This window comes from Streptomyces luteoverticillatus (assembly GCF_003970715.1).
Classification (GTDB): Bacteria; Actinomycetota; Actinomycetes; order Streptomycetales; family Streptomycetaceae; genus Streptomyces; species Streptomyces abikoensis.
The window spans coordinates 6,060,180-6,072,332 of record NZ_CP034587.1; the positions used below are offsets into that span (position 1 = coordinate 6,060,180).

The following is a 12,153-nucleotide window of genomic DNA, read 5'->3' on the forward strand; positions in this document are numbered from 1 at the left end:
GTACCGGGGGCGCCCGGCGGACGTCACGCGTCTGCCGGGCAGCGGCCTGACTCCTGTACCGCAACTCTCACGCCCGGCACCCGAGGACGCCAGGAGCGACGTGGCACGCTCTCAGAAACGGCCGTTTATGAGAGGCTCGTGCCACCGAGACTGTCACGTGACTTCGCATCCATGTGATCGTTGGTCTTGTATGACCAAGACAGCACGCGCTCTGACGGTCCTCGCCCTCACCGGCGCCGTTCTCGCCTCAGCCGCAACGGCCCATGCTGCCCCCACGCCCGACGACGTCCCAGAAAAGGGACCGAAGCTTATCGACCGCCTTCGCTCAGAGGATACGAAGCAACTGGCGAAGTCGGCCGTAGGGACGATTCCCGGAATCCTCGGCCAAACGGCGAAGTACTCCCTGGCGCCGGCGCTGCTCGGAGTGCTACTCGGTCCCCCTGGGATCGTGGCCGGATCACCCGTCGGGGGCTCCTACGGGTTCGCCAAGGGCTCAATCTCAGGCATCAAGAAGGTATAGGAAGACACTGACGATTTGTCCCGATGAGGGCAAATGGATAGCTTCTCCCGCCCGCGCGGTCCGCTTCGGTTTCGCCCGCCGTCCTTTTACCGGTCGCGTGCCAGCCGCTGCACTCCAGCCGGAACCGGTGGACACCGTGCGTGTGTTCCAGCTCGCGGGCGTACGGCTGCCGATGACAGCCCCCGTGCCGCTCGGCCTGCTCCAGGTGCGCACGGACCACGTCCAGGTAGAAGCGACGGGGAAGGGGCCGCTGTTTGAGGCAGCCGAGGCACTCCAGGAGGTGCAGTGCGGCGCCTTCGACCTGGAGGAAGTAGTACGGCGGGGTCTTGCCTTCGCGGGTGTTGCAGCTGCCGCAGAGCGGCCCTCGAACATGGCCGTGCTCGTGGCAGTGATCCCACGCCGACGCCTGGCTCTCCTGGCAGCACAGGTAGTCGTCGGCCCGTGTGCCGCGCCGACGGGCCGACTCGTACCGCACCCCGCGCAGGTGACCGGTGTAGGGCTGGAAAGCCGCTCCGGAGCACGGCGGGCACCTGGTGACGTAGCCCTTGCTGGTCGATGTCCGCCAGCCGCCCCAGTACGGGCCCTGGACGCCGCAGGAGGAGCAGACCCGGGCCCGGTCGACCAAGTTTCCTCCTCCCGCTGCGCCCAGCGGTTCAGGAGCTCGATGTAGGCGCGGGGCAGAAGCCGGCACCAGCGACTCCGGCTTCCGAGCCGAAGTCGAAGCCGAACAGGCCATGCAGCGCGGCCAACACCTCCTCGCCCTGACCACCGACCACCAGCACATCCTGCGCGGCCCCGCCGCCGACGAAGCCTCCGCCCGCCTCACCGATTTCCACCACCGCACCGGCTTCGCCGGTTCCGTCGTCACCGACCCGCACCGCCTGCGCCGCGTCCTGGCCCGTCACGACCCCGAGGTCTACCCCGGCACCTACGTCACCTGCGTCTTCAACCCCGACAAGGCACTGTGTCGGCCCCGCGCCGCACCCGACGGGCACCGCGCGGTCCCGGCGCCGTCGGAGTGCAGGCCGGTGGAGTGCCACAACGTCGCGCTGACCGCCGACAACACCACCGCCCTCGCCGGCCACGCCGACCTCCTCGACCACCGTCTGCAGACCCGGCCCACCCCCCCGACCCTGCTGCACGCCGACCTCGTCCGAAACCGACGGGCCCGCTGATTCCTGAAGGCATGTGGGAGGGAACCCGCGGGTCCCTCCCACATGTCAGGGACTGTGTGCGATGGGTTCAGATGCCGTGCCAGGGAGGCGGGATCAGCGTCAGCGCCTGAGTGGCTGTCAGACGATGGTGACGTCTATGGCGCTGGGGCCTTTCTCTCCCCGCTCGTCGATCGCGAACTGGACCTGCTGGCCCTCCATCAGGGCACTGACCCCATCGACCTTGATCGCGGAAGAGTGGACGAAGAGGTCCTTGCCCTGGCCCTCGGGAGTGATGAACCCGATCCCCTTCGATTCGTTGAACCACTTCACGGTGCCTCGCTGACGAACACCCCCACGCCCGCATGGAAGCCCAGCACCGTGTCGACTGCCTGCGCGGTCGCAAGGGCCCACGCCCGTGGACATGGACGGCCGTACCGTGATCGAAACGGGTTTCCCTCCGGCCCGAGCAGTCCGGTGTTCCGGACGATAGCCCTGGGCTCACGTTGCTTTTGCTTAATCTCGGCGGTCGGCCCATCACCTGCCCGAACCGCCGGATGCCCTCATCGAGCAAATGCCCTGCTCTCCTCCCACAGCCCGTGGCTGTTCCCTGGGCGGCAGTCCAGGCGACCCTTGTACGAGAGCAAGCTTTAAGGCTTTAGGGGTGAGAAGGGAGAATTCCCGCGCTACGGTGCGCGGTTCAGAATTCGTAATGACTGTAACGCTGGCGTCCTCGTGGCGCCCCGACCGCCCTTTTGGGCCGAACGTACATCGCTGATCAGGTCTCACCACAGGGGGTGTACATGCGCTGTATCGATTGCACGGAGCCCGCGACGCGCCGGGGGCGCCGTGAGAGGCACTACGGGGTGTTCGAGAGGCGGCCCGCTGTTGGTGCTCGGTGTGCTCAGGGCCGGCGGCGGGCGGTCCGGTATGACGGTGCTGCACGGCTGCACCGGCTCGTCCAGGAGAGGGGCACGCGTGGTGTGACCGGTATCTGGACACCTTCTCCGCGGACCTGGTCGACGCGGACCATGTGCGGCCCCTCGCGCTGGGCGGGACCGACACGGGCGGGAACGTTCAGGTGCTGTGCCGCGAGTGCCATGGGCTGAAGTCGGCGATGGAGTTCGGCGGTGCTGCGGTGCTGCGGTGCCGCGTAGAGATACCGCCCCGTCCGGGCCTTGACCAGGTTCGCACAGGGCGGAAGGGGTGCGGTGCAGGCGTGCGCGCTGCACTGGTGGGTGTCCAGTGGGTCGGAGGGCGGCGCGTAGCGGTAGGGCTGGTTCGAGTCCGCGCCCTGGTAGGCGAAGGAGCCCCCACTCGGTGGGGGCTCTCATATCTCCGCCGGTCCAGGCCGGGGTGGTGACTGAGGTCGCGGATTCGGCTCGCCCGCGCCCTGGCAGAGCGGCAGTTGGCGGCAATGATCCCGCGTTCCAGCCGCCGACGAATCATTGGAACCTGACGGAGCGGAAGGTAAAGTCGTTGATTGTTTCCTTACCCGACCCCAGGGTCATTTCCTCACCGGTGCAGCCTTCATCCGTGTAGACGATGGCCCACAGGTCGGTGCCGTTCTTGCCGTGTTCGTAGGCGGCCTCGTCGTCACTTCCGAGCTTGTGGCACACCTCGTCGGTCGGATCGGTGAGGCGGAGAGCCTCTGTGCTGCCATAGGGGTAGTAAGTGAACGTACCGGTGGCCGCGTTGGCAGAGGTGGGAATGGTGACCACCAGCGCGAGGGCGCCGAGGGCCGAGCCGATTGCGTAGCGAAGGCGCATGAAAGAGGGGCTCCTTTAGCTCGGGGCGTTGACCGGCGGCCAACCATCCGAAAGAAGACATGTCCCACATCATGGACCTGTACGCGGAATCGTTCCGGCGCACGGTGGCGTCACGGGGCGCGCAATAGCCATATCGGCACACACCGTGCCCGTGCGCACCCTTGACCAGGCGAGTCCATCGCCCCTGCAACGGACCCCATGCGAGGAGGAGGCGCCCCCATTGCCCCGTAGCCCCCGCCCCCCCCGTGCTCGACCCCCGGGTGCCCTGAGCTGACCCGGGCCGGTGGGCGCGGTGAGCGTCGTGAGGAGGTTTCCCTTGGCCTGGACTGGCAGTGACCGCCGGCAGCGCCTGCCCGCGGACTGGGCAACCCGGCGTGCTGCTGTGCTGCGTCGTGACGGATACCGGTGCGGCCGTCCTGGTGACGGGTGAGCGTTGCCCGGAGCCAGGGACGGACGTCGATCACATCATTCCTGGTGATGACCATGACCTGTTGAACCTTCAGCTCTTGTGTACCTGGCACCACGGGAGGAAGACCTCCAGGGAGGCGGTACAGGCCAGGGCTGGGGCACGCTGATCCAGCCGCCCGCCGACCTGAGCCACTTCAACCCGTTCAACGTCGCTGTCCACCACATCACGTCGGACGCGGTGGCAGCGCACCCGATTGGAAGGCCACGCTGAGCGAGGTCCTCGCGTTTGCCGACGGTCTCCCCCTCGTGGCACACAACGCCGGCTTCGACATGAGTGTCGTACGGGCCGCCTGCACCGCTGAGGGCCTGCCCTGGCCCGAGCTGCGATACACGTGCTCGCAGGTCATTGCCCGCCGCACATGGAAGCTGCTCTCGTACGGTCTGCCGTACTGCACTGATGCTGCCGGGATCGTCCTCGACAACCACCACGATGCCGACGCGGACGCGAGGGCCGCAGCGCCAGGGCCCGCACACCGCTGCCCGGCGTGAATCCGGACGGCGAGCTGTACGGGGCGGCCGTGTGCATCACCGGCACGCTGACATCCATGACCCGCGACGAGGCGTTCCGCAAGCTCGCCGAGGTCGGGGCCCAGCCGGAGAAGAACGTCACCAGGAAAACCGAGCGTCCTCGTCTCCGCCTCCCAGACCGGGCTCAAGCCCGGCGACGCCCTGAGCGGCAAGGCCAAGAAGGCCCAGACCCTCCTGGAAACCGGCCAGGAAATCGAAGTCCTGGACGAAGACGAATTTTTGCGCCGTCTGGGCAGCTGACCCCGGCTGCGCGTCATGACCACTGCGTCCAGAGGCCGCCGTAACCCCCTGACCTGCAAAAACAGGCACCGCGTGGTCTCGGTTCCGATCCCGGTCGGCCGGGAAACTCCGCTCACCAGTCGCGAGCGGCCCTCGTCACCGGCGGTCGCAGCCGACAGCCGGCTTCGCCTCGTGAACCGTGATCGTCAGACAGTGCCAGGACCCGACACGCGGGGCACGCGTGCCGAAGCTGCCGGTGTCCACAGGCGGTCCCCGTCGTCGCGCAGTCGCCGGAGGAAGCCGAGGACACCGGCGTCGCCGGTCGCCCAGGCGGTTCGCCGATCCGCGGAGGGGTCGTCCACGGGCCTCGGGTCGTGGCACAGTGCGGGCTCGCGGCCGGGATCAGGGCTGCGGGTGAGGACGAGGGCGGCGACGTGCCGTGCCCGGGCACGCCAGTGGTCCGGCCGGCCGGTGGTCCGGGCGAGGTCGAGGAGGAATTCGCCCAGGCCGGCCAGTCCGCAGCACTGGTTGACCGCCGTCATCCGCGGTGCGACGTGCAGTGCGGCCCGGGCGGCCCGCTCCGCCAGATCGGCGTAGTCGGGCCGGTCGAGGTCGTGGGCGGCGCGCAGGAGGGCGGTTCCCATGCCGGACAGGCCCTGACACCAGGAGCCGGCCAGGGGGCGCACCCCCGGGCCGGTGGTGTCGGCGATCGACTGGCGTGTCTGGCGGGCGAGTTGGGCGATCCAGTCCTCCAGGGCCCGGTCCGTCCGACGGTCCGGGCCGAGCGCGCTGCGGTGGGCGAGTGCGAAGGCGACGAGGCCGGCGGTGCCGTGGGCGAATCCGTGGAGGGCGCTGGCTCCGGAGCCGGGGGTGTCGGCGGCTCGTCGGCAACCGGCGTCGAGCAGGCGGCGGGCGCAGGCGTCGGCGACGTCCAGGTGCCGGTCGTCGCCGGTGAGGGTGGCGAGCAGCAGGTGTGCCGTGCCGATACCGGCCAGGCCGTGGGTGTGGTCGTCGCGGGCGTCGGCGGCGGACGGGAGTCGGGAAGGGTCCGGCGGGGCGAGCCGGTGTGCCGCGTGCAGGAGGTCCTCGGCGTCGGCCGCGCCGGGGTGGGTGGCGGTGGTGGCGAGTACCACCGCGGTGCCGGTGCCGCCGAACATCAAGCCGGGCGGCGGTGTTCCGGCGGGCCCGGGGCGGGCGGCCCGGCGGGCCAGGCGCAGCGCACCTTGGCGTGAGGTGGTGTCGGGGTGCTGGAGCAGTTCCATCGCGACGCCTGCGGTTCCCCGGTAGACGCAGGTGGGAAGAGGTGTCCCGGTGTCGTCGGCGGGGCGTGCGGCGTGCCGGTGCAGGCGGTGCAGGAGCCGCTCGGCGCTCGCCGTGAGGCGTTCGTCCGTACAAGCCGGTGGCGGGGCGGGGGCGGCGTGCGCGGACCGCCGGGCGACGGTACGCGGTGGTGGGCCGGCGCGCAGGGCGGCGGCGGCCTCGGCGCGTGCGGCGGACTCCTCGGACAGCAGGCCCGGGATGAGCGCGAGGGCGCCCTTGGCTTCCCCGCTCGTGAGGGCGGGGTGTACGGCGGTCAGGCAGTCCAAGGTGGCCGCGGTGCACGGCTGTTCGCCATCGTCGGCGACGACCGGTTGCAGGCCGGTCGCGGCGTGGAAGAGCGTCGCGCCGAGGGCGTAGTAGTCGTCCTCCGCACGGGCCGGAGGATTGTCGCGCTGGCCCGGTGGGGCGTAACCGGGTGTGTGGCCGGCGCACTGCACCCCGGCATGGTGCGCGAGGTCGAAGTCGATCAGGTGCAGACCGCCGTCGGGGGAGATCACCACGTTCTTCGGGGCCAGGTCTCGGACGATCACCCCACGGGCGTGGATCCGGTCGAGCAGGCGCAGCAGCCCTTCGGCCAGCCCGGACAGCGTGCGTCCGTCGGCGCGTGCGACCAGCGGGGGCCGGGTGTCACCCGGATCCAGGTACAGCCCGCGGGCGGCGACATCGGCCGACAGGGTCTCCTCGCCGAGGTCGCCGGTCACGAGGAACTCGTCCTCGCCGTGGCGGAAGTGGTCGACGAACCGGGGAACCCCGGGCATCCCGTCGAGCACCTCCAGGATCCGCCGCTCATTGCGCAGGTGGCCGCGCACGTCATGGCCGTCGGACTTCTCGTCGACCCAGGCGTACGCCTCCTTGATGACCACCGGCGCACCGGTGCGGGTGTCCTCGGCCCGGTAGACGTTGCCGCGTGCGGTCCGCTGGATGCCCGCGACCGGACGGTACCGGCCGCCCAGCAGAACACCGGAAGCCACAGCGGTACCCGCCGAGGATGTGGTGAACGGGTCGGTCACCCAGGGCGGACACCGGTACACCGGCCCCGCCGCCCCGGGGAACTCATGCCCCTCGGGGCCGGTCACGACCAGTTCGGCCCGGCCGTCGTCGTCGAAGCGATAACGCGGCAGGAACGGACCGTAGCGGTAGTGGACCGGTGCGTCCGCCCGTACCCTGCGGTCACTGCGCACCACCGGGGCTGCCAGTCCCGACAGCGCGTCCGCGAGAGCACCGGCGAGCGCGACGGCCGTCTCCGGCCGCCCCTGGTCCGGATAGACCGTGACCGCTTTACCCACGGCACCCGGGGTTGATGTTGCGGGCCGAGTTCAACGCGGCCAGATCCGCCTCGTCCAGGACGGTCTTGAAGTCGCAGTCCGCCCGCAGCAAGACGGGCAACACCCGCTCCAGGGTCTCCCGCAAGGTGACGGGACGCGCCGCCACGTGCAGCTTCCACCCCTGATCGGGCAGGACGGCACCGGGACGGTGCACATAGAGCCACCGGCGGACCCGCACGTGACGCCCGGCCGCGCGGGCCGCTCCGCGCACCAGGTCCTCGACGGAGTCGTCGCGTGTCACCACGCCCGGCGCGGAAGTCATCGAGGGAGCACATCCTGACGTCGACGGATCACGTTCCCGACGCGGGGGCCGGGGCGCCGACGCCCGGCGAACGCCGTGGCACCCCGGGCACTGGAGGAACTACCACGTAGATCCGGTGCACAGGAGGGTCCCACCCCGGTTACAGGTGGAGCGGCAGTAGTCCTCGGCGTGCAGGGAATCGTCCTGCGCGAACGCGAGCTCGGCCGCCGCATCCTGTACATCCTGCGGGCCGGCGTCGCGCGGCGTGAACTCCGGGAACCCCATGGCGATTTCCTTACGGTCATGGCGCCCGCACTGCGGGCGCACCCCATTCCCACCGAGTGACCCCGCCATGGGCGCCGCTCGGGGAACACGGAAGTAAGCATCGTCCGCAGAGAGCCGGCTAATCCGACGGTCTACGTAAATCACCTGAATGAGGGGCCCTTTGGCGATCAATGATGCCCCCGCGGAACAGCCAGGCGGCACCGCGGCGACGGCCGTCCCTCACCTTCCGGATACGGTCCGCCTCCCGCCCGGCGACCAACTGGGCGCATGCTCAAGCGCCTTGCTGCCCCGCGCGAACCCCATCGGGTCCCGCCCGTCGCCGGGATCACGAAGACCTGTGACAGGTCCAGCCCGCCGACGGCGGAAGAGGTGTTGCCGGCCAGGCAACTGGCGTGGCGGGGCCGCGCCGTGGACGCGGGCTTCCGCCGGGTCGGCGCCCTTCCGTGCAGCCGAGACCCCGCTGCCGTTCCTTCCTCCGTCCATCGACGCCCAACCGAAAGGCAACGAGACGACCCGCCTCGCCCCCAGCGCTCTCACCGGCGGAAAACAGAAGAGACACGGCTTATGAGCCCACAACGAGGGGCTGCACAAGGGGCTTTCGTGGTGGAGCGTCGGAGCGTGGGGTATCCCGGGTGGTGGGAGCGGCCTGGGGGCGCTCGCTCGTTCGCGTGGTCGTGGTGTTCTTGGGATCAGCCGCTGGGACGGCTGGGCAGACCCGTGGTGCGTGGCCCCGTGTGAAGGGCCGATGTCGCTGAACAGCTCCCGTGCCCGTCACGGCCGGAAGGCTCTCACTGGTGCTGCCGTGACGGCAGCGACCGGGCGCCGTCCGGTCGATCCGCATGCCGTGCCGCACGCCCTGCGGGGTGCCCGAGAGGGGCCGGTCCGTCTCTCCGGCTCTCGCCAGTTCGTGCTCGAGCAACTCTCCGGAAGGAATCCCGCCATCGTGAAACTCCGTCGCGCCGCGTCCGTCGCCGTGGCCGCCCTCGCTCTGGTCCTCATGCTGCCCGGCACATCGGACGCCGCCCGGCACGTTCACCTACGGGGCTTACGACACGAAGAGTGACGCCGACAAAAGGTTTGCCCTGACCGACCCGAAGAACGTGGGCACCACGCCCTGCCACACCCTCCCGCAGACCCAGGACGACAACCGCTCGTACGCCGATGAGCCGCAAAACAGCACCGACGCGTATGCCCACGTCTTCGACCTCTCCAACTGCACCGGAGAAGAGCACGTGCTGAAGCCCCACGGGGCGATCCAGAGTGCCGACGTCCGCCTCCGTTCGGTGAACTTCGACGTTTCCTGACCCCAACAGCCGACCCCAGCAACTGCGGCATGCGTCCAGGCCGCCCCGGTGTTCCGGGACACCCTGGCGTGTACGTGGGCCGTGGTTCCCTGTAGCCCGCCATCCGGCATTGCCTGGAACTGGCCGACAGACCTGGGGGCGCGGGACGGCCGGCCCCGCGCGGGGTGCGCACAGCACGCGCCGACAGTGACACCCGAAGGTGACGTAACCGATCGTCGCATGGTGTGGTTACAGAACCGAGTGGCTGGAAGATCATATTCCGGTCCTATGTTTCGTTCCTGCTCACCGACTCGTGAGGAAACATCATGAACTCGACTCTCCGCTCCCGCCTCTCTGCCGCAGTGGGTGCTGCGGCTCTGATCCTGGGCGGGGCGGTCATCGCCGCGCCGGCCGCCCACGCCGACAACACCGCCTGTGCGGGGTACCTGGCCGCCAGCCCCTCACCCAACCGCAACAACGACCTCAACAGCGTCGGTTGCCTGCTGGGCAGCCTGGGTGTGCCGGCGGGCCAGCAGCTGTGCACCACCGTGCAGGGCCCGGTCGCCGGGGTCCGGGCGGACCGCGCCGCCAACGCCTGCGGCCTCGCCCCCTGAGCACCCGACCCCTGTCGGCATGCGGCCCTCCCCCCAGGGGCGAGGGCCGCATGCCGTGCGCGAACGCGCCCGGCGCGCTGTACGAGTGGGTGGACGCCGAGATCACCAGTGCCGTCACCGCGGGCGAGCTCCCGCCCGGCTTCCCGCTCCCCACCGCAGCCGAGCTCGCCAAACGCCACGAGGTCTCACGCGTCGCGCTGCGGAGCGCGTTCACCGTCCTTCGATCCAGGAGGCTGTTCCGAGGTGTGCGCGGCAAGAGCAGCTACGCCCGCGCCCTGCCGACGGCCGTCGTCAGCCGGACGGTGACCAGCGACGGCCAGGCGTCCACCCTGCTTCCCGGCAGCACCCGGCAGCCTCTTGACGAGCCGACCGCCCTCCACACCACCGCCGGTGCGGCCCTCAGCGCCCAGCTGGGATGAGACCGAGAAGGAAGCACTGTTCGGGTGCAACTGGCTCCTGGCGGACCCCGTCTCCGACGGCCGCCTCGCACGCCGGGCGTTAGGGCCTGTCCGACGGGTCTCAGAATCTGATGGCCTGTCGACTTGTTGTGGCTGGCTTGCCTTCTCAGCAACCCGGCCGAATTGCCACTCAAGCAGGGATGCAGCAAGGGGCGGATGTCAGGACAGGCGGTGCAGCAGCGTGCGAGCGCGCGTAAGATCCAGGCCGACCATGATCACGTTGCTTGGAGGCAAGATGGCTGACGACAAGACTCAACTGGTGAAAGGCATGCACGAGCGCGGCATGGACCTCGAGGACATAGCCAAGTTCACCGGTCTGGACATCTCGGAGGTTCGCCGGATCCTGAAGAGCTAGACGTCCGGCGATCTACGGCCGAAGCCAAAGGCGCACCGTGGCGACGGTGACCGTGCCGTGAAAGATGTACGCGCGCTTGTTGAAGCGGCAGGCAACGGCGCGGAAGCCCTTGAGTGCGTGGATCGTGCGTTCCACCTCGTTGCGGCGCTTGTAGATCGCCCTGTCGAAGCCGGTGGGCCGGCCGCCTGCGCTGCCTCGGCGCCGGCGGTTGGCCTGCTGGTCTTTGCGTTCAGGGATGGTGTGCTTGATCTGGCGACGTCGTAGGTAGCGCCGGTTGCGGCGGGAACTGTACGCCTTGTCGCCGCTGACGCGGTCGGGCCGCGTGCGCGGATGCCCTCCCGCAGGGCGGGGGACACGGATACGTTCGAGCACGGGGATCAGCTGCGGGGCGTCTCCCCACTGACCCGGCGTGATGACAAACGCGAGGGGACGTCGGCCGCCGTCGCTGGCCAGGTGGATCTTGCAGGTCAGCCCGCCCCGGGACCGGCCAAGGGCCTCGTCGTCCCGGTGCTGGGCAGGTCGGCCGCTTCGGCCCGGAACGCGTGGTGGGCGGTTACGGGCACCGGCGGCATGCTGGTGAGCCCGGCAGGATGTCGAGTCCACGCTGACCATGCTCCAGTCGATCCGGCCCTCTGCGTCGGCGTCGGCCTGGACGGCCCGCAGGATCCTGTCCCAGGTTCCGTCCGCCGACCACCGGCGGTGCCTGTCATAGACCGTTTTCCACTTCCCGAAGCGCCGCGGCAGATCCCGCCACGGGATACCGGTTCGCTGACGGAAGAGAATGCCGTTGATCACCCTACGGTGACTCTTCCATCGTCCACCCCGACCGGCGTTCTTCGGCAAGTGCGGCTCCAGCCGAGCCCATTCCGCGTCCGACAGATCACCACGCCCCACGAGGGTCGGAACGACGTGGACGCCTTCCGGTCACACAACCCGTCAGACACTACCTAGTCAGCCCGTCCAGGTCCGCCTCGTGGGCGAGGACCGGGCAGTGCGGCGCCTCGCCGAGGCCATGCAAAAGGCAGGGCACTGCGGGCCGGCCTCCTACAGACCGATGCGCGACGGAACCGGAACCCGCGTGTATCTCTCGGTGGTCGTCCCGCTCGAGGAGATCGCCCAATGAACATCATCCGTGGACGAACAACCGCGCCACCCGAACTGCCGGGACACCGTTCCTGCCAGTCAGTCATCAGCGGATTGGCCGGCGGTACCGTTCGGCGCGGGCGGCTCGGGTTACCTGGTCTCGGCGCACCTCAAATGGATCGAGTTCATCAGTCCGCTCGGGGTAGCGAAGGGACCTCTGTGCGATCTCGGCGAAGTACAAAGCCAGTCGTATGCGTGCAGGGCTGACAAGCCCAGCATCGAACGTCTCAGAGCGACCACCTTGAGGCATCTGATCCGGGGACAGGAATGCTCCCTCCAGAAGCCGAAGACGAGGAGTGGCGGGCGGGGCCCCGCAGTGACGGCAACCCGCGATAGTGCCGTGTCCGGGTAAGCCGTCGATGCCGCGGGCGCCCCAGCCACTCGCTTCCCACACTCGGGTCGCAATACTGTCGAGCACCACCCGCTCGATCTCCTTGGCGTCAAGGGCCGTGGGGGTGCTGAAGTCGGCCAGCA

At 69.6% G+C, this 12,153-nt stretch carries 14 protein-coding genes; 8 read left to right on the plus strand and 6 right to left on the minus strand.

The window, feature by feature from the left end; translation table 11 throughout:
• Positions 1 to 190 precede the first annotated feature (190 nt).
• Positions 191 to 520 carry a hypothetical protein gene (locus tag EKH77_RS27010; protein WP_126916877.1) on the plus strand — a complete coding sequence of 110 codons (330 nt, stop codon included), beginning with the start codon at positions 191 to 193 and terminating at the stop codon, positions 518 to 520.
• Here the strand turns inward: EKH77_RS27010 and EKH77_RS33130 are convergent.
• Positions 507 to 1,145: an endonuclease domain-containing protein gene (locus EKH77_RS33130; protein WP_240667552.1), complete on the minus strand. Its 639-nt coding sequence runs from the start codon at positions 1,143 to 1,145 to the stop codon at positions 507 to 509. The two genes, EKH77_RS27010 and EKH77_RS33130, sit on opposite strands and share 14 nt — an antisense overlap.
• A gap of 109 nt (positions 1,146 to 1,254) precedes the next feature.
• On the opposite strand from EKH77_RS33130, the gene EKH77_RS33415 reads away from it, so the two are divergent.
• Positions 1,255 to 1,695 carry a hypothetical protein gene (locus tag EKH77_RS33415; RefSeq protein WP_206279934.1) on the plus strand — a complete coding sequence of 147 codons (441 nt, stop codon included), beginning with the start codon at positions 1,255 to 1,257 and terminating at the stop codon, positions 1,693 to 1,695.
• A gap of 117 nt (positions 1,696 to 1,812) precedes the next feature.
• On the opposite strand, the gene EKH77_RS27030 is transcribed toward EKH77_RS33415, so the two are convergent.
• On the minus strand, positions 1,813 to 2,004 hold the full coding sequence (locus EKH77_RS27030; protein WP_240667553.1) for a cold-shock protein: 192 nt from the start codon (positions 2,002 to 2,004) through the stop codon (positions 1,813 to 1,815).
• A 700-nt stretch (positions 2,005 to 2,704) separates the two neighbouring features.
• Between EKH77_RS27030 and EKH77_RS34025 the strand changes: the two genes are divergently transcribed.
• Complete coding sequence (locus EKH77_RS34025) at positions 2,705 to 3,034, plus strand: HNH endonuclease (protein WP_240667554.1); 330 nt, start codon at positions 2,705 to 2,707, stop codon at positions 3,032 to 3,034.
• A gap of 82 nt (positions 3,035 to 3,116) precedes the next feature.
• Here EKH77_RS34025 and EKH77_RS27040 read toward each other — a convergent pair whose 3' ends face one another.
• Positions 3,117 to 3,440, minus strand: a complete 324-nt coding sequence (locus EKH77_RS27040; protein ID WP_126916879.1) for a hypothetical protein — start codon at positions 3,438 to 3,440, stop codon at positions 3,117 to 3,119.
• Positions 3,441 to 4,001: 561 nt separating this feature from the next.
• On the opposite strand from EKH77_RS27040, the gene EKH77_RS34430 reads away from it, so the two are divergent.
• A complete protein-coding gene (locus EKH77_RS34430) occupies positions 4,002 to 4,397 on the plus strand; it encodes an exonuclease domain-containing protein (protein ID WP_126916880.1) in 396 nt (131 codons plus the stop codon).
• Between the two features lie 464 nt (positions 4,398 to 4,861).
• Here EKH77_RS34430 and EKH77_RS27055 read toward each other — a convergent pair whose 3' ends face one another.
• Together EKH77_RS27055 and EKH77_RS27060 are read right to left on the minus strand one after the other, a co-directional pair.
• Positions 4,862 to 7,261, minus strand: coding sequence for a lanthionine synthetase LanC family protein (locus tag EKH77_RS27055; RefSeq protein ID WP_126916881.1), 2,400 nt, complete (start codon positions 7,259 to 7,261; stop codon positions 4,862 to 4,864).
• Positions 7,254 to 7,562 (minus strand): hypothetical protein, encoded by a 309-nt coding sequence (locus EKH77_RS27060; protein WP_126916882.1) that lies wholly within the window; start codon positions 7,560 to 7,562, stop codon positions 7,254 to 7,256. Before EKH77_RS27060 ends, EKH77_RS27055 begins: the two co-directional genes overlap by 8 nt.
• A gap of 168 nt (positions 7,563 to 7,730) precedes the next feature.
• Between EKH77_RS27060 and EKH77_RS33135 the strand changes: the two genes are divergently transcribed.
• The 4 genes from EKH77_RS33135 to EKH77_RS27075 all read left to right on the plus strand — a co-directional run bounded on the left by EKH77_RS33135 (position 7,731) and on the right by EKH77_RS27075 (position 10,142).
• Positions 7,731 to 7,886, plus strand: a complete 156-nt coding sequence (locus tag EKH77_RS33135) for a hypothetical protein (RefSeq protein WP_164737869.1) — start codon at positions 7,731 to 7,733, stop codon at positions 7,884 to 7,886.
• A gap of 1,040 nt (positions 7,887 to 8,926) precedes the next feature.
• The gene (locus EKH77_RS27065; protein WP_126916883.1) at positions 8,927 to 9,130 is read left to right on the plus strand and encodes a hypothetical protein; all 204 of its coding nucleotides are present in this window, start codon (positions 8,927 to 8,929) and stop codon (positions 9,128 to 9,130) included.
• A gap of 305 nt (positions 9,131 to 9,435) precedes the next feature.
• Positions 9,436 to 9,723 carry a hypothetical protein gene (locus tag EKH77_RS27070; protein ID WP_126916884.1) on the plus strand — a complete coding sequence of 96 codons (288 nt, stop codon included), beginning with the start codon at positions 9,436 to 9,438 and terminating at the stop codon, positions 9,721 to 9,723.
• Positions 9,724 to 9,773: 50 nt separating this feature from the next.
• The gene (locus tag EKH77_RS27075; protein WP_126916885.1) at positions 9,774 to 10,142 is read left to right on the plus strand and encodes a GntR family transcriptional regulator; all 369 of its coding nucleotides are present in this window, start codon (positions 9,774 to 9,776) and stop codon (positions 10,140 to 10,142) included.
• Between the two features lie 406 nt (positions 10,143 to 10,548).
• Here the strand turns inward: EKH77_RS27075 and EKH77_RS27080 are convergent, their stop codons facing one another.
• A complete protein-coding gene (locus tag EKH77_RS27080; protein ID WP_126916886.1) occupies positions 10,549 to 11,430 on the minus strand; it encodes an IS5 family transposase in 882 nt (293 codons plus the stop codon).
• Between the last annotated feature and the right edge of the window lie 723 nt (positions 11,431 to 12,153).